This is a genomic window from Nocardia sp. NPDC050697 (genome assembly GCF_040654395.1).
GTDB lineage: Bacteria > Actinomycetota > Actinomycetes > Mycobacteriales > Mycobacteriaceae > Nocardia.
Genome location: NZ_JBFAHY010000003.1, coordinates 644,088 through 659,407 on the forward strand (window position 1 = coordinate 644,088; position 15,320 = coordinate 659,407).

Below are 15,320 nucleotides of genomic sequence, written 5' to 3' on the forward strand. Positions count from 1 at the left end.
CAAGGCGGAGGAGGAGCCGATACCGGGGTTGTATCGGTGCCGACGACAACGCGGCCAGGCGGTGATCCGGGCCGCGGAGGCGCCGGATGGGACTCCGAGACAGGGCCTCAGTTGCCGCCGTACACCTTCGGGTCGAGCAGGCCGATGTAGGGCAGGTCGCGGTAGCGCTCGGCGTAGTCGAGGCCGTAGCCGACGACGAAGTCGTTGGGGATGTCGAAGCCGACCATGGCGACGTCGACCTTGGTGCGCAGCGCGTCCGGCTTGCGCAGCAGCGTGACCACCTCGAGCGCGGCGGGGTTGCGGGTGGAGAGGTTGCGCTTGAGCCAGGAGAGCGTGAGGCCGGAGTCGATGATGTCCTCGACGATCAGCACGTTCCGGCCCGCGATGTCCTTGTCCAGGTCCTTGAGGATGCGCACGACGCCGGAGGACGAGGTGGAGGAGCCGTAGGAGGAGACGGCCATGAACTCCATCTGGGTGGGGATCGGCAGCGCCTTCGCCAGGTCGGTCATGAAGAAGATCGCGCCCTTGAGCACGCCGACCAGCAGCAGATCGCCCTCGGGGGCGCCGGCTGGGAACCGCTCGGCGATCCGCTCGGCCAGTTCCTTCGTCTTCGTGGCGATTTCTTCCTCGGTGATGAGCACCGAGGCGATGTCGTCCCCGTACACGTCCGTTGGTGTCCTTCCGTGGTCGATCACGCACCATCCGCCCGGCCGCGGAGCCGCAGGGTCAGCCTGCCATGTTCACGGGCGACGACCAACCGGCGGGCCGGGGTTCCGCCGCCGACCGCCACCGCGCCCTGGCCGCGCCAGCGCACGACCAGCGTCTCCACCGCGCGCAGGGTGGCGTCGCCGGGGGCGCGGGCGCCCGCCGCCAGCAACCAGGAGCGGATCGCCCTGCGCCGGAGCGCGGCGGGGGCCGCTGTGAGCGGGTGCACATCCAGGTCGGGGTGCGGGCCGGTGCCCGGGGTGCGGGCGGTGGTCAGCAACTCCGCGGCGAGGTCGTCGAGGACGGCGGTGTCCTCGTGCAGCTGCGCGGCGGTGCGGGCCAGCGCCTCCGCCACGCCGCCGCCGAGGACGTCCTCCAGCAGCGGGAGCACCTCGTGGCGCAGCCGGACCCGGGTGAACTCCGGAGCGGAGTTGTGCGGGTCGACGTGCGGTTGCAGGTTCAGCTCGGCGCAGAGGCGGACGGTGTCGGTGCGGCGCACCGACAGCAGGGGGCGGCCCCACGGCGGGGTGTGGGGGGCCATGCCGCGCAGCGAGCGCGGGCCGGAGCCGCGGGCCAGGCCGAGGAGGACGGTCTCGGCCTGGTCGTCCAGGGTGTGGCCCAGTAGTACCTCGCGCCCGGCGCGAGCGCCGTCCAGCGCGGCGTAGCGCGCGGCCCGCGCCGCGGCTTCCATGCCGCCGGGGCCGGTCACCTCGACCGGGAGCACGGTGGACGATGCGCACCCGAGTTCCAGCGCCGCCGCGGCCGCGGCCTCCGCGATTCGCCCCGACCCCGGCTGCAGCTGGTGATCCACCACCAGCGCGTGGACCGCCCCCGCCTCGGCGACGGTCGCCGCGGTCAGCGCCAGCGAGTCGGCGCCCCCCGAAAGCGCTACGGCCACGTCGGCATCCGGCGCCGCATACTCGGCCAGCCAGTTGCGGACCGCCCGTCGCACGACCAGAGCAGCGCCGGTCTCCGGCAGCAGCGGCGGAGCGTTGCGCGGCCCGCGCGAGGTCCGGATCCCTACAGGGAGCAGGGGCGCAGTTGCACCGCGGCGCCGGTCCGGCACACCGCTACCGACCGGGGGTCCGGGAGAACCGCCCCTATCCGAGCACACGGGCGATCCAGCGCCCCGGCTCATCGATCTCGTCGGGCAGCGGCAGCGTGCTCTCGTCGGTCCAGACGGCGTTGAAGCGCGCGGTGCCGACCGTCGCCACCACCTCGTCCACGAACTTCTTCCCGCGCACGTACTGCGCGAGCTTGGCGTCGACGCCGAGCAGCGCGCGCAGCACCCGCTGCACCGGGTTCACCGCGCGCTTGCGGCGCTTGTCGAAGGCGGCGCGGATCTGCTCCACGCTCGGCACCACGGCGGGGCCGACCGCGTCCATGACGTGGTCCGCGTGCCCCTCGAGCAGCGTGCCGAGGACGAGCAGCCGGTCCAGCGCCGCCCGCTGCTCGGGCGCCTGACTGGCGCGCAGCAGCCCGATCACGCCCTTGTTGTTGGGGTCGTCGGCACCGGTGCCACCGCGCCTGCGCCGCACCTCGGTGAGCAGCCTGCCGATGAGCTCGCTCGGCGGCTCGTCGGCGGCCGAGCCGAGCACCTCGACATTGTTCCGCATGTACCCGGCCAGCCACGGCGCCGAGGAGAACTGCACCCGGTGCGTCACCTCGTGCAGGCAGACCCAGAGCCGGAAGTCGCTCGGCGAGACCCGGAGCGCGCGCTCCACCGCCATGATGTTCGGCGCGACCAGCAGCAGCGTGCCGTCCTCACCGGTGAACGGGTCGTACTGGCCGAGGATCGCGGTGGAGAGCAGCGCGAGCATGGCACCGGCCTGCACCCCGGCGGGTTTGCCCGCGAACCGGCCGGCGGCCGTACCACCGTCGGGCCCGTCGGTGAGCTGCGCCATGGATGCGGCGGCGGCCTCGATCCAGCCCGGCCGGTCCACGATCCGGGCGGACGGCACCGGCCGGTCGTCGAGCAGCATGCTGACCTCGCGCACCGGCCCCTCGGCCCGCCGCGAGGCCTCGGCCAGCTCGCTCACCACCTGCCGCGCCGAGTAGCGGGAGGTGCGCGGCCCGGCGGGCACCAGCGCGCCGCCGGTGCGGGCGGCGAGCCGCCAGTCCACGGCCCCGGTCAGCGGGGAACGCCGCGGCTCCGCCTCGACCAGGCCGACGTCGGCCCCGTTGGATCCTTCGCTCATCTCACCCACCCGTCAGGAGCAGCCACAGTTGCGCAGTGTGCCTGCGATGGCGTCGAGTGCGGGCCGGCTCACCTCCGGTGGCCGGTCGTTCGACATCAGCGCGAACGTCAGCACGCGCCCATCGCGATCGAGCACATACCCGACCAACGCGCTCGCCACCGAGAGAGTTCCGGTCTTGGCCCGGATCCAGCCCGCGCCCACCGGGTCGCCCCCGGTGTACCGGCTCGCCAGCGACCCGGTGGCCCCCGCCACCGGCAGCGTGTCCAGCAGCGGGGCCAGCTTCGCGGCGAGCGCGCCGCGCTCCGGCTGCGCACTGGTCCCCGCCGGTCGCACCGCGGCATCGCCGGTGGGCTCGGCGGCGGCGGTGAGCACGGCGGCGAGCGCGCGGGCGGGCACCCGGTCGTCCACCGAGAGCCCGCTGGTGTCGTGCAGGCTCACCCCGGTGAGGTCGAACCCGGCCTCGGTGAGCACGGTGCGCACCGCGGTGGCCGCGCCCTCGAAGCTCGCGGGCAGCCCGCGCGCGGCGGCCACCTCCCGGCCCACCGTCTCGGCCAGCACATTGTCCGACCACACCATGAGCTGCCTGAGCCGGTCGCGCAGCGGCGCCGAGCGCACGCTGGCCAGCTCGGCGGCGCCCGGCGGGGCGGTGCCGAGCTCGACCTTCGCCGGGTCGATGCCGAGCTGGGTGGCCAGCTGGCGCCCCGCGTCCAGCGCCGGGGTGGTGCTGCGCGGCGCGTACTCGACCAGCGGGTCGAGCCGCCCGCCGTCGATCATCACCGGCTCCAGCGGCGCGATCGAGCCGCCCGGGATATCGGCCGGGTCCCAGCCCTTGGCCATGGCCGGGCCGGTGTAGGCGGAGGTGTCGACCACGATGGTGTCGATGCCGCGGCCGCGCAGCCCGGCCGCCAGGTCGGCGAGGTTGGCGGCGCCCGGGTAGTAGCCCTTGCCGTCCGGCCGCGCGGTGATGGTCGGGTCGCCCGCGGCGACGAGCACCGCCTCGTTCGGCGCGGCCCCGGCGACCACCCGCGTGGTGACCCGGCTGTCGGCGGGCAGCGCGAGCAGCGCGGCGGCGGTGGTCAGCACCTTGAGCGTGGAGGACGGGATCATCGGGGTGTCGGCGCCGCCGCTCCACAGCACCGAGCCGCTGTCGGCGTCGGTCACCTGCCCGGCGAAGGCGCCGAGATCCGGGTTGGCGATCGCCCCGGCGAGCGCCGCCCTGATGCCGGCCGCGCTGGGGGCGGTGGCATCCGAGGGGGCGGGATCGATCTCGGGGTCCACGGTGACCGGGGCGGGCGGCGCCGCGACGGTCAGCCCGCCGTGCCTGGACTCCGGCGTCCACGGCTGCACGATGAGCGCCACCGACGCCACCATCGAGACCAGCACGACCAGCGCCAACCCCACCCAGAGCCGGGTGCGGCGGCGGCGCCGCGCGGCCAGCTCGCCGGTGTTCCTGTCGTTCCCGCCCGTCACGTGTCCGCCGCTCCTCCTCCGGCCGCCCGCGCGGCCGCCTCCCGCACCCGAGTGCTCGACGCCCACACTATCCTCGTTGCGCAATCGTTCCTCAGTACAACCTGGCGCAGTCGGCAGACTCCGCACGACCGATGAAGGAGATGGCGTGGAGTTCGACGTCACCATCGAGATTCCCAAGGGTTCCCGGAACAAGTACGAGGTGGACCACGAGTCCGGGCGGGTCAAGCTGGACCGCTACCTCTACACCTCCATGGCCTACCCGGCCGACTACGGCTTCATCGAGAACACCCTCGGTGAGGACGGCGACCCGCTGGACGCGCTGGTGCTGCTGCCCGAGTCGGTCTTCCCGGGCGTGATCGTCGAGGCGCGGCCGGTCGCCATGTACCGGATGACCGACGAGGCCGGCGGCGACGACAAGATCCTCGCGGTACCCGCGGGCGACCCGCGCTGGGACCACATCCAGGATCTCCAGGACGTGCCGGAGTTCGAGCTGGCCGCGATCAAGCACTTCTTCGAGCGGTACAAGGATCTGGAGCCGGGCAAGTTCGTCAAGGGCTCGGAGTGGGTCGGCCGCGCCGAGGCCGAGGCCGAGGTGCAGGCCTCGCTGAAGCGGTTGCAGGACAGCGGCGGGCACTGACCGCACGCGCCGAAGGGCGGGAAGTCCGATGGATTCGGACTTCCCGCCCTTCGCATGCGGTGCCTGGCCGGTGGAGGGGAGGCCGGCCGGGTCACCAGGTGGAGTAGTACAGATCCCACTCGCCGTCGTAGTTGAGGACGCACTCGTAGTACTTCCAGTCCGGGTGCGCCGGGCCGTACTCGCCATCGGCCGAGCAGGCGGCGTAGGTGGAGTAGGTGCCGACCCAGATGGTCTCGACGGTGCGGTACTCGGGCGCGGCGGAGGCGGTCGCCGCCGTCGACACCCCGGCGACGGCGGCGGCAGCCAGCAGGCCGGCCATGGCGAAGGACTTGATTCGCATTTCGTTGCTCCTGTCGATGTTGCTTCTTGCTGTCGACAGGAACATTACGAGCGGAAAACCCCTGGTACAGCCACCCCTAGGGGTGGTGACACCCACCCCTGGGGCGACCCTCTACCGACCCTGGAAGCGAGGCTCGCGCTTCTCGAAGACGGCCTGGATGGCCTCGGTGAGATCGTCCGACGGCAGGAACGCGGCGTTCCACGCGGAGACGTAGCGCAGCCCGGCCGCCACCTCGGCGGTGAGCCGCTCGTTGAGCACGTCCTTGACGCCCTGCACCACCAGCGGCGGGTTGGCCGCGATCTCGCGGGCCACCGCGTGCGCCGCCTCCAGCACCGCCGCCTGGTCCGGGAAGACCTCGTTGACCAGGCCGATCCGCTCCGCGCGGGCGGCGTCGATGTCCTTGCCGGTGAAGGCGAGCTCGCGCAGGTGCCCCTCGGAGATCACCGCGGGCAGCCGCTGCAGCGAGCCGACATCGGCCACGATCGCCACCTTGGCCTCGCGCAGGCTGAACTTGGCCTCGGCGCTGGCGTAGCGGATGTCGGCGGCGGCGATCAGGTCGAGCCCACCGCCGATGCACCAGCCGGAGACCGCGGCGATCACCGGCTTGCCGCAGTTCGCGACCGCGGTGATCGACGCCTGCATGGTGCGGATCTCGTGCAGGAAGGTGGTGCGCGGCGCGGCCAGCGCGCGATCGCCCATGAGCGGGCCGAAGGATCCGGCCATCGCGGGCAGGTCGAGCCCGTAGGAGAAGTGCTTGCCGGAGCCGGTCAGCACGATGGCGCGGACCTCGGGGTCGGCGGCGAGGCCGTCGAAGATCTCCGGGAGCTCCCGCCAGAAATCCGGGCCCATGGCGTTGCCCTTGCCCGGCCCGGTGAGCGTCACCTGGGCGACCTGGTCCTTCGTCTCGACCGTGAAGGCCTGCCAATCAGTCATTTGTACAGCGTATCGAGGCGGTGCCGCCGCTTGTAAAGCTTGTGCAAATTCCGGGCTCCGGTGCTGGTCTCCGCGGTGCGGCGGAGCCGATGATGGTCCTCTCGCCCCTCGGAGGTCGCCATGCTCATGCATCAGGGAATCGGGCTCGACCGCTTCAACGCCATGCCGAACGGCCGCGCGGTGCACGCCCTCTTCGAGTGCTGCTGCTGCGTCACCTGGGCGGCCAGGATCAGCGCGGGGCGGCCCTACCGCGACCACGACGACCTGCACAATGCCGTCGAGCTGGAGCTGCTCGCGCTCTCGCCGGGCGATCTGGAGCGCGCCTTCGACACCGTGGTGCACGAGGCCTGCGGCGATCACACCGTCGAGACGCTGGCCAAGATCGTTTCGGCGCGGATCGAGCGGATGCTCGGCCCCGAGGGGGGCTACCCCGAGTACTGAGCGCGGAACCTCAACTGCCGCATCGAGACTGCCCGGCGGCCGAACCGCGACCCCGGACCGGGGTTACGGCCCTACCCTGGTCGCATGCGCAAGTCGAGCCTGCCGCCGGGCGCGATCCGGGTCTCCGACACCCTGATCTCGCGGGGGCACCACGGCGTGATCCTCACCCGGCCCGAACCCATCGATACCGCCGAGGACGCCGCGCGCGCACTCGGCGTCGACCCGGGCGCCATCGTCGAGGCCCAGGTCTTCCTCCTGGACGACGAACCGGTGCTGCTGCTGGTCGGCGGTGGGCACCGGGTACAGCTGGAGAGCACCTCGGCGCGGCTGGAGGGGCTGCTCACCCCCGCCCCCGAGGCGCTGACCAGGGAGGTCACCGGGCAGCCCGCGGGCGGGGTGGCGCCGCTCGGGCACCCGGCCAACCTCTCCACCTGGGTGGACACCGCGCTCGCCGCGCACCCGCAGCTGTGGGCGGCGGGCGGGCATCCGGGCACGCTCTTCCGCACCTCGTTCACCGAACTGGTGCGGATCACCGCCGGACAACCGGTCGACATGAGCTGAGCACGCGTACGTTCGTTGCTGTGAGTGCACCAAGTTCCGACGGCATCACCGCCGAGCAGTACCGCGCCTCCATGCGGCACTACCCGGCCGGCGTCACCATCGTGACGCTGCGGGCCGCGCACGGCCCGGTCGGCTTCACCGCCACCTCGTTCGCCTCGCTCTCCCTCGACCCGCCGCTGGTGTCGTTCAACATCGCGCACACCTCGTCCAGCCTGGAGGCGCTGCTCGCCGCCGAATCGGTAGTGATCCACTTCCTCGGGGCGCATCAGCGGGAGCTGGCGCAGCGCTTCTCGCGCAGCGCCGCCGAGCGGTTCGCCGATCCGGCGCTCTGGGCCGAGCTGGAGTCGGGGGAGCCGGTGCTGCACGGGTCCCCGCTCTGGTTGCGGGCGGTGGTGCACCAGCGCTTCGCCATCGGCGACCACACCTTCGTGGCCGGGCTCGTCACCCGGGTGCACGACGAGACGCAAGGGGCGTCGCCCGCGGCGCCGCTGCTCTACTACGACGGGCGGTACCACCAGCCGACCGAGCTGGGCTGAACGCACGCCGGTCCCCCATCTCGGGGCAGAGCTGGGCCGAGCGCCCGCCTCCGCTCCCCCATCTCGGGGCCGCGAGCGGCCACCTCGGCTTGTTTGCCACGACACAAGTGGGCGCTTCGGCGCAGGCGGCCTGGGGCCCGGCAGCCGGCCGACAGGCCGACAGGCCGAGGAGACATGGTCGGCCGGGCCGGACCTCGGCGATGGTCCGACCCGGCCGACCCGGCCCTCCGTCCGACTCGAAGCGCACATGAGTCGAGGCGGCCGCTTGCGGCCCCGATATGGGGGTCAGAATCCGGCGCAGGGGGCGGCGCCGAAGGCATCGGCGCCGAGGGGGCGGGTTTCGGGGACCGGGCTCCAGGCCCCGCCCTCGGCGGCGTAGGACCACGCCGACTCCCCGCGCACCAGAGTGTGCAGGGCGGCGATGAGCCGATCCACGTGCTCCACGGTCGTCCCGACGCCCACACTGGCCCGCAGCGCGGCGGGCAACCCCAGCCGCTCGAGCAGCGGATGCGCACAGAACCGCCCGTCCCGTACCCCGATCCCGTGCTCCGCGGAGAGATACGCGGCAACGTGCCCGGGCGCGAACCCGTCCACCGTGAACGCCACGATCCCCACCCCCTCCCCGCTGTCGGCGAAGATCCGCGGCTGCGAAACCCCCGGCACCCCGGCCAGCCCGTCCCGCAACCGCTCGGTCAGCGCCCGCTCGTGCGCCACGAACCGCTCCTCCGGGATAGCGGCGAGCGCCTCGCACGCCGCGGCAACCGCCGCCGCCCCGAGCACATTCGGCGACCCGCCCTCGTGCCGCTGCGGCGCCGCGGCCCACTCGGTCTCCGCCACCGAGACGGAGCGAACCGCCCCGCCGCCGGCGAGATACGGCGGAGCCGCGTCCAGCCAGTCCCGCCGCCCGACCAGCACCCCGGCCCCGAACGGCGCGTACAGCTTGTGCCCCGAGCACACCAGGTAGTCGATCCCGGTGTCGCGCAGCGAGATCCGCCGGTGTGGCGCCAGTTGCGCCGCGTCCACCAGCAGCCGCGCCCCGCAGCGGTGCGCGATCTCGGCCAGCTCGCGCAGCGGAAGCAGCTCCCCGGTGACATTGGAGGCGCCGGTGACGGCGAGCAGCGCGGCCGGCTTGCAGCACAGCTCGGCGACCAGCCTGCGCAGCGTCTCGGCGACGGTGCCGGCCGCGGTCACCACCCGGCGCCCGTTGGCGAGCCAGGGCAGAAAGTTGGCGTGGTGCTCGATATCGAGCACCACGGTGTCGCCGGGCACGCAGCGGGCCAGCAGGTTCAGCGCGTCGGTCGTCCCGCGGGTGAAGACGGTGACCTGGTCGTCCGCGGCGTCGAAGAACGTGCCGACGGTGCCGCGCGCACTCTCGTAGCACTCGGTGGAGACCCGCGAGGCGTACCCGGCGCCGCGGTGCACGCTGGCGTAGTACGGCAGCAGCGCCGAGACCCGCTCGGTCACCGCGGCCAGGGCCGGGGCGCTCGCGGCGTAGTCGAAGTTCGCGTAGCCGACGGTGCCGCCCTGCACCAGCGGGACGGCGAGGGTGTCGCCGGAGGTCGCCGCGAGCGGGGCACAGGTCGGTTCGAGAACAGCGGTCATCACGTCATCCCAACGTTCGGGGACTCGCGAAAGGGGGAGCCGTCGAGTCCGCGCTTGCCGCGTCCGGTCGGACGACGGCCCGGTCGTCACCCGGAGCACCCCACCGCGGAGGAGGGTTGCCGACCAGCAAGCCGGGGCTGAACGCTGGTACTCATGACCTGGCGAAAAGACTGACAAAGCCGCACCGGGGTTGTCAAGCGCGGCTCCGGCGAAGATCACAGCCCGCTCCGGCGCGGGCCCCACCAGGCACGACTGCCGGGGTGAACGCCGGATGAACAGCGACGCACCCCTTCGACCAGCGCAAATACCCGTGCGGCCGAGTAGCGTGGACAACCGGTCGCCGCCGGGTTCGCCCGCTGGTAACCCGAACATGGCAGAACGAGCGGGAAGCGTGGGCACATCGATGAAAGGTGGTGGGGACGTCATGGTCCGACCACAGCTCCATCCGCCGGAACTCGATTCCGCAGCCCCCGGCTCGGCGCCACCCGGCACCGCCACGCTCCCCGACCCGCTGCGCCGCGGCGCGCTCGCCGCACCCCCGCGCACGCTCGTCGACATCATCACCGCTACCGCACAGGAATTCCCGGACGCGACCGCCATCGACGACGGCGAGACGGTGCTCAGCTACCTGGAGCTCGTGGTCGAGATCGAGACCGCGATGAACCGGCTCGCCGAAGCCGGGGTGCGGCGCGGCGATCGCGTCGGCATTCGGCTACCTTCTGGCAATCGTGAGCTGTACGTCACCATCCTGGCGGTGCTCTACTGCGGCGCGGCCTACGTCCCGGTGGACGCGGACGACCCCGAGGAGCGCGCGCAGCTGGTCTTCGGCGAGGCGAAGGTGGCGGCGATCGTCACCGCCGACGGCATCCTGCCCGGCACCCGCGAGGCCGGGGCGGCCGACGACAGCGACTGGGCCGATCTCCCCACCCCCGACGACGACGCCTGGATCATCTTCACCTCCGGCTCCACCGGCACCCCCAAGGGCGTCGCGGTGACGCACCGCAATGCCGCCGCCTTCGTCGACGCCGAGGCCCGCCTCTTCCTGCCGGATGCCCCGATCGCCCCCGGCGACCGGGTGCTCGCCGGGCTCTCGGTCGCCTTCGACGCCTCCTGCGAGGAGATGTGGCTGGCCTGGCGCAATGGCGCCTGCCTGGTCCCGGCCCCGCGCGACCTGGTGCGCACCGGCGCCGACCTGGGCCCGTGGCTCATGCGGCGCGGCATCACCGTGGTCTCCACCGTCCCGACGCTGGCCGCCACCTGGCCCGCGGAGGCGCTGGATGGCGTGCGGATGCTCATCTTCGGCGGCGAGGCGGTGCCGCCGGAGCTGGCCGAGCGGCTGGCCCGGGACACCGAGCGCGAGGTCTGGAACACCTACGGCCCCACCGAGGCCACCGTCGTCGCCTGCGCCGCCCGGCTGACCGGCGAGCCGCCGGTGCGCATCGGGCTCCCGCTGGACGGCTGGGACCTGGTGGTGGTGAACGCCGATGGCCGGCCGGTGCCGGAGGGCGAGACCGGCGAGCTGGTGATCGGCGGCGTCGGGCTGGCCCGCTACCTGGACCCGGCCAAGGACGCGGAGAAGTACGCCCCGCTGCCCGCGCTCGGCTGGGAGCGCGCCTACCGCAGCGGCGATCTCGTGCGCAACGACCGCGCGGGGCTGGTCTTCCTCGGCCGCGCCGACGACCAGATCAAGCTGGGCGGCAGGCGGATCGAGCTCGGCGAGATCGACAACGCGCTGCAGCACCTGCCCGGCGTCACCGGCGCGGCCGCCGCCATCCGCACCACCAAAGCGGGCAACAAGATCCTGATCGGCTACCTCACCGGCCCGGACACCGACTACGACCTGCGCGCCGCGCGCGCCGCGCTGGCCGGGCAGCTGCCCGCGCCGCTGGTCCCCCGCCTCGCCATCGTCGACGACATGCCGACCAGGACCTCCGGCAAGGTCGACCGCGACGCCCTGCCCTGGCCGCTGCCGAACGCCGCCGAGGACGACCCGGAGAACGAGCTCACCGGCACCGCGCTCTGGATCGCCGGAATCTGGGACTCCATCCTCGGCGCCGAGATCACCGGCCCCGACGCCGACTTCTTCGACCTCGGCGGCGGCTCGCTGGCCGCCGCCCAGCTGGTCACCGCGCTCCGCGACCGCTACCCGACGGTCACCGTCGCCGATATCTACGACCACCCGCGGCTCGGCGCCATGGCCGAGCTGCTGGACGGGAGCACCCCCGCGGTCGCCGTCGTCGACCGCACGGTCCGCCCGACCCCGCGCGCGGCGCAGCTCACCCAGGTGCTCGCGACCGTGCCGCTCACCACGCTGACCGGGCTGCAGTGGCTCACCTGGCTCGCCATCGTCGGCAATGTGGCGGCGTGGTCCGGCTCGCTGCCGTGGCTGCCCGCGCTCTCCTGGTGGTGGACGCTCGTCGCCTTCGTGCTCTTCATCTCGCCGCCCGGCCGGATGGCGCTCTGCGTGCTCGGCGCGCGGACGCTGCTGGCCGGGCTGCGGCCGGGCAGCTACCCGCGCGGCGGCTCGGTGCACCTGCGGCTCTGGGCCGCGGTCCGGCTCTCCGAGGCCTCCGGCGCGGAGAACCTCTCCGGTGCGCCGTGGATGGTCCCCTTCGCCCGCGCGCTCGGCGCGAAGATCGGCCCCGGCGTCGACCTGCACAGCCTGCCGCCGGTCACCGGCATGCTGGAGCTCGGCGAGGGCTGCAGCGTCGAGCCCGAGGTGGATCTGGCCGGGTACTGGATCGACGGCGACGTGGTGCACATCGGCCCGATCGTGGTCGGCGCGGGCGCGGTGGTCGGCTCCCGCTCGGTATTGCTGCCCGGTAGCAAGATCGGGCGCGGCGCCGAGGTGGCGCCCGGCTCGGCGGTGGCCGGGAAGGTCAAGGCGGGCCAGGAGTGGGCGGGCTCGCCCGCGAGCAAGGTCGGCAAGGCGCGGCACCGCTGGCCCGCCGAGCGCCCGGACCGGGCCGCGCACTGGGTGGCGATCTTCGGCATCTCCTCGATGGGGCTGGCCTCGGTGCCGATCATCGGGCTCGCGGCGGGAGGACTCTTCCTGGCCTGGATGATCCGCGACACCACCACGCTCGGCGAGGGCGCGCTCCGCGCCTTCCTGCTGCTCCCGCCCGCCGTGCTGCTCAGCCTCGGGGTCTACGCGGCGATCACCATCGTCGCAGTGCGGCTGCTCAGCATCGGACTGACCGAGGGGTATCACCCGGTGCGCAGCCGGGTCGGCTGGCAGGCCTGGTCCACCGAGCGGCTGCTCGACTCCGCGCGCACCTTCCTCTTCCCGCTCTATGCCAGCCTGCTCACCCCGATCTGGCTTCGGCTGCTCGGCGCGAAGATCGGCAAGAGCGTCGAGGCGTCGACGGTGCTGCTGCTGCCCAAGTTCACCACCGTCGCCGACGGCGCCTTCCTGGCCGACGACACCATGATCGCCAGCTACGAGCTGGGGGGCGGCTGGCTGCACATCGGCGAGGCGAAGGTGGGCAAGCGCGCCTTCCTCGGCAACTCCGGGATGACCGCGCCGGGCCGCCGGGTGCCGAAGAACAGCCTGGTCGCGGTGCTCTCCGCGGCGCCGTCGAAGGCCAAGGCCGGGTCGTCCTGGCTGGGCAGCCCGCCGGTGCGGCTGCGCCGGGCCGCGGAGAGCGCCGACACCACCCGCACCTTCGACCCGCCGCCCCGGCTGCGGCTGGCCAGGGCCGCGGTGGAGACCTGCCGGCTGATCCCGGTGCTGGTCACCTTCGGCATCGGGCTCGGCGTGCTCTTCGCCCTGGCCGCGCTGGCCCGCGGCATCGGGCACCTGGCGACGGCGCTGCTCAGCGGCATCGTGCTGATGATCGCCGGTGCGGTCGCCGGTGGTATCGCGGTGCTGGCCAAGTGGTTGCTGGTCGGCCGGATCGGGCAGGACGAGCACCCGCTGTGGAGCTCGTTCGTCTGGCGCAACGAGGTCTCCGACACCTTCGTGGAGACCGTGGCGGCTCCGTGGTTCGCCCGGGCCGCGACGGGTACCCCCGTGATGATCCTGTGGCTGCGCGGTCTCGGCGCGAAGATCGGCCGCGGGGTATGGTGCGAGTCCTATTGGCTGCCGGAGGCCGACCTGGTGACGCTCGGTGACGGCGCGACGGTGGAGCGGGGGTGCGTGGTGCAGACCCACCTCTTCCACGACCGGATCATGGCGATGGACACCGTCGTGCTCGAGGAGGGCGCCACCCTCGGCCCGCACTGCGTCGCGCTGCCCGCGGCCACGCTCGGCGCGGGCGCCACCGTCGGCCCGGCCTCGCTGGTGATGCGCGGCGACACCGTCCCCGCCTCCACCCGCTGGTGGGGCAACCCGATCGCCCCGTGGTACCTGAACGACCCCGGGACGGTGTGATGGGCGGCAAGTTCTACGACGCCCCCATCGACGAGTACCTCCCGCAGAACGGCAACCGGGGCTACCGCGTCTCCCGGTACGAACTGGAGCTCGGCTACCGGGTGGCGGGCAACCGGCTCACCGGGCGGGCCGTGATCACCGCCGTCACCACCGAGGTGCGCGACCGCTTCGCGCTCGACCTCTCGCAGGCCATGCGGGTGACGAAGGTCTTCGTGAACGGCGTGAAGGCCGGGCGCTACGTGCACCAGCACCACAAGCTCGTGATCACGCCGCAGCAGACGATCCCGGCCGGCGGCGTGCTCACCGTCACCGTGCAGTACGGCGGCACGCCGCGGCCGATGCGCGGGCCGTGGGGCGAGGTCGGCTGGGAGGAGCTCACCGAGGGCGCGCTCGTGGCCAGCCAGCCGAACGGCGCCGCCTCCTGGTTCCCCTGCGACGACCACCCGAGCTCGAAGGCCAGCTACCGCATCGCGATCACCACCGACTCGCCGTACTACGCGCTCGCCAACGGCACCCTGGTGCGCAAGCAGACCAAGGCCAGCCAGACCACCTGGGTCTACGAGCAGCCCGAGCCGATGGCCGGGTACCTGGCCACCATCCAGATCGGGCCCTACCGCAGGCACCGGATCGGCCCCGCGCACGCCCCCGTCCCCATGGACGCCGTCGTGCCGACCCGGCTGCGCGCCGCCTTCGAGCACGACTTCGCCAGGCAGCCGCGGATGATGGAGCTCTTCACCGAGCGCTTCGGCCCCTACCCCTTCGCCGGCTACACCGTCGTCGTCACCGACGACGAGCTGGAGATCCCGATCGAGGCGCAGGGCATCTCCATCTTCGGCGCCAACCACTGCGACGGCAGGCGCAGCGCCGAGCGGCTGGTGGCGCACGAACTCGCGCACCAGTGGTTCGGCAACAGCGTGACCATCCGGCAGTGGCGCGACATCTGGCTGCACGAGGGGTTCGCCTGCTATGCGGAGTGGCTCTGGTCCGAGGAGTGCGGCGGCCCCGGCGCCGACCGGATGGCCCGCGCCGCGCGGCACAACCTGGCCAGGCAGCCGCAGGACATCGTGGTCGGCGACCCGGGCCCGGCCCGGATGTTCGACGACCGGGTCTACAAGCGCGGCGCGCTGACCCTGCACGCGCTCCGGCTCGAGCTCGGCGACCGCGCCTTCTTCGCGCTGCTGCGCGAGTGGACCAGCCGCTACCGGCACTCCTCGGTGATCACCGAGGAGTTCACCGACCTGGCCGGGCACTACACCACGCTCCCGCTGCGCCCGCTCTGGGATGCCTGGCTGCACAACCCGGCACTGCCGCAGCTGCCGCCGCTCGACCGGGTTCAGGGCGCCAGGTAGCGGGCGGCGAGCTCCTCGATCAGCGGGTCGTCGTCGGCGACGGCCTCGAGATCGATGAGGTCGCTCCGGACCGCGTTCTGCCTGGTGTCGTCGTGCTCCGGATCGGGCGCGCCGTCCTCGGCCAGCTGGCGCTCCAGCTTCTCCCGGATCCGGCTTTTCAGCGTGTCACTCATACC

At 73.2% G+C, this 15,320-nt stretch carries 14 protein-coding genes and 1 riboswitch; of the genes, 6 read left to right on the plus strand and 8 right to left on the minus strand.

Features of this window, described 5'->3' with window-relative positions; translation table 11 throughout:
- Positions 1–107: 107 nt before the first annotated feature.
- The 4 genes from hpt to dacB form a co-directional block, all read right to left on the minus strand.
- A complete protein-coding gene (gene hpt / locus AB0H71_RS14865) occupies positions 108–665 on the minus strand; it encodes a hypoxanthine phosphoribosyltransferase (protein ID WP_357019982.1) in 558 nt (185 codons plus the stop codon).
- A 26-nt stretch (positions 666–691) separates the two neighbouring features.
- Positions 692–1,663, minus strand: coding sequence for a tRNA lysidine(34) synthetase TilS (tilS, locus tag AB0H71_RS14870; RefSeq protein WP_357020410.1), 972 nt, complete (start codon positions 1,661–1,663; stop codon positions 692–694).
- A gap of 142 nt (positions 1,664–1,805) precedes the next feature.
- Positions 1,806–2,903, minus strand: coding sequence for a zinc-dependent metalloprotease (locus AB0H71_RS14875; protein ID WP_357019984.1), 1,098 nt, complete (start codon positions 2,901–2,903; stop codon positions 1,806–1,808).
- A 12-nt stretch (positions 2,904–2,915) separates the two neighbouring features.
- Entirely contained in the window at positions 2,916–4,274 is a 1,359-nt protein-coding gene (gene dacB, locus AB0H71_RS14880) for a D-alanyl-D-alanine carboxypeptidase/D-alanyl-D-alanine-endopeptidase (RefSeq protein ID WP_357020412.1), read from the minus strand.
- Positions 4,275–4,518: 244 nt separating this feature from the next.
- On the opposite strand from dacB, the gene AB0H71_RS14885 reads away from it, so the two are divergent.
- Positions 4,519–5,010 carry an inorganic diphosphatase gene (locus AB0H71_RS14885; protein WP_357019987.1) on the plus strand — a complete coding sequence of 164 codons (492 nt, stop codon included), beginning with the start codon at positions 4,519–4,521 and terminating at the stop codon, positions 5,008–5,010.
- 91 nt (positions 5,011–5,101) lie between these two features.
- On the opposite strand, the gene AB0H71_RS14890 is transcribed toward AB0H71_RS14885, so the two are convergent.
- Entirely contained in the window at positions 5,102–5,350 is a 249-nt protein-coding gene (locus AB0H71_RS14890) for a hypothetical protein (protein ID WP_067648029.1), read from the minus strand.
- Positions 5,351–5,461: 111 nt separating this feature from the next.
- The gene (locus tag AB0H71_RS14895; protein ID WP_357019990.1) at positions 5,462–6,283 is read right to left on the minus strand and encodes a crotonase/enoyl-CoA hydratase family protein; all 822 of its coding nucleotides are present in this window, start codon (positions 6,281–6,283) and stop codon (positions 5,462–5,464) included.
- A gap of 120 nt (positions 6,284–6,403) precedes the next feature.
- On the opposite strand from AB0H71_RS14895, the gene AB0H71_RS14900 reads away from it, so the two are divergent.
- The 3 genes from AB0H71_RS14900 to AB0H71_RS14910 all read left to right on the plus strand — a co-directional run bounded on the left by AB0H71_RS14900 (position 6,404) and on the right by AB0H71_RS14910 (position 7,821).
- Positions 6,404–6,724 (plus strand): 2-oxo-4-hydroxy-4-carboxy-5-ureidoimidazoline decarboxylase, encoded by a 321-nt coding sequence (locus AB0H71_RS14900; protein ID WP_357019992.1) that lies wholly within the window; start codon positions 6,404–6,406, stop codon positions 6,722–6,724.
- 84 nt (positions 6,725–6,808) lie between these two features.
- Positions 6,809–7,285 carry a YbaK/EbsC family protein gene (locus AB0H71_RS14905; RefSeq protein WP_357019994.1) on the plus strand — a complete coding sequence of 159 codons (477 nt, stop codon included), beginning with the start codon at positions 6,809–6,811 and terminating at the stop codon, positions 7,283–7,285.
- Positions 7,286–7,356: 71 nt separating this feature from the next.
- Complete coding sequence (locus AB0H71_RS14910) at positions 7,357–7,821, plus strand: flavin reductase family protein (protein WP_357020415.1); 465 nt, start codon at positions 7,357–7,359, stop codon at positions 7,819–7,821.
- A gap of 285 nt (positions 7,822–8,106) precedes the next feature.
- Here the strand turns inward: AB0H71_RS14910 and AB0H71_RS14915 are convergent, their stop codons facing one another.
- Positions 8,107–9,423 carry an aminotransferase class V-fold PLP-dependent enzyme gene (locus AB0H71_RS14915; RefSeq protein WP_357019997.1) on the minus strand — a complete coding sequence of 439 codons (1,317 nt, stop codon included), beginning with the start codon at positions 9,421–9,423 and terminating at the stop codon, positions 8,107–8,109.
- Between the two features lie 45 nt (positions 9,424–9,468).
- A riboswitch (SAM riboswitch) is annotated at positions 9,469–9,582 on the minus strand.
- Between the two features lie 265 nt (positions 9,583–9,847).
- Here AB0H71_RS14915 and AB0H71_RS14920 point away from each other — a divergent pair.
- Together AB0H71_RS14920 and AB0H71_RS14925 are read left to right on the plus strand one after the other, a co-directional pair.
- Positions 9,848–13,795, plus strand: a complete 3,948-nt coding sequence (locus AB0H71_RS14920) for a Pls/PosA family non-ribosomal peptide synthetase (protein ID WP_357020000.1) — start codon at positions 9,848–9,850, stop codon at positions 13,793–13,795.
- Positions 13,795–15,144 carry a M1 family metallopeptidase gene (locus tag AB0H71_RS14925; RefSeq protein WP_357020003.1) on the plus strand — a complete coding sequence of 450 codons (1,350 nt, stop codon included), beginning with the start codon at positions 13,795–13,797 and terminating at the stop codon, positions 15,142–15,144. Before AB0H71_RS14920 ends, AB0H71_RS14925 begins: the two co-directional genes overlap by 1 nt.
- Here the strand turns inward: AB0H71_RS14925 and AB0H71_RS14930 are convergent.
- Positions 15,129–15,317: a hypothetical protein gene (locus AB0H71_RS14930; protein WP_357020006.1), complete on the minus strand. Its 189-nt coding sequence runs from the start codon at positions 15,315–15,317 to the stop codon at positions 15,129–15,131. The genes AB0H71_RS14925 and AB0H71_RS14930 overlap by 16 nt on opposite strands.
- Positions 15,318–15,320 lie beyond the last annotated feature (3 nt).

Coding starts and splice junctions, on each gene's coding strand:
- AB0H71_RS14875 (WP_357019984.1), bottom strand. CDS start 2,903: ATGAGCGAAGGATCCAACGGGGCCGACGTCGGCCTGGTCGAGGCGGAG.
- dacB (WP_357020412.1), bottom strand. CDS start 4,274: ATGGTGGCGTCGGTGGCGCTCATCGTGCAGCCGTGGACGCCGGAGTCC.
- AB0H71_RS14890 (WP_067648029.1), bottom strand. CDS start 5,350: ATGCGAATCAAGTCCTTCGCCATGGCCGGCCTGCTGGCTGCCGCCGCC.
- AB0H71_RS14895 (WP_357019990.1), bottom strand. CDS start 6,283: ATGACTGATTGGCAGGCCTTCACGGTCGAGACGAAGGACCAGGTCGCC.
- AB0H71_RS14900 (WP_357019992.1), top strand. CDS start 6,404: ATGCTCATGCATCAGGGAATCGGGCTCGACCGCTTCAACGCCATGCCG.
- AB0H71_RS14905 (WP_357019994.1), top strand. CDS start 6,809: ATGCGCAAGTCGAGCCTGCCGCCGGGCGCGATCCGGGTCTCCGACACC.
- AB0H71_RS14910 (WP_357020415.1), top strand. CDS start 7,357: ATGCGGCACTACCCGGCCGGCGTCACCATCGTGACGCTGCGGGCCGCG.
- AB0H71_RS14915 (WP_357019997.1), bottom strand. CDS start 9,423: ATGACCGCTGTTCTCGAACCGACCTGTGCCCCGCTCGCGGCGACCTCC.
- AB0H71_RS14920 (WP_357020000.1), top strand. CDS start 9,848: ATGGTCCGACCACAGCTCCATCCGCCGGAACTCGATTCCGCAGCCCCC.
- AB0H71_RS14925 (WP_357020003.1), top strand. CDS start 13,795: ATGGGCGGCAAGTTCTACGACGCCCCCATCGACGAGTACCTCCCGCAG.
- AB0H71_RS14930 (WP_357020006.1), bottom strand. CDS start 15,317: ATGAGTGACACGCTGAAAAGCCGGATCCGGGAGAAGCTGGAGCGCCAG.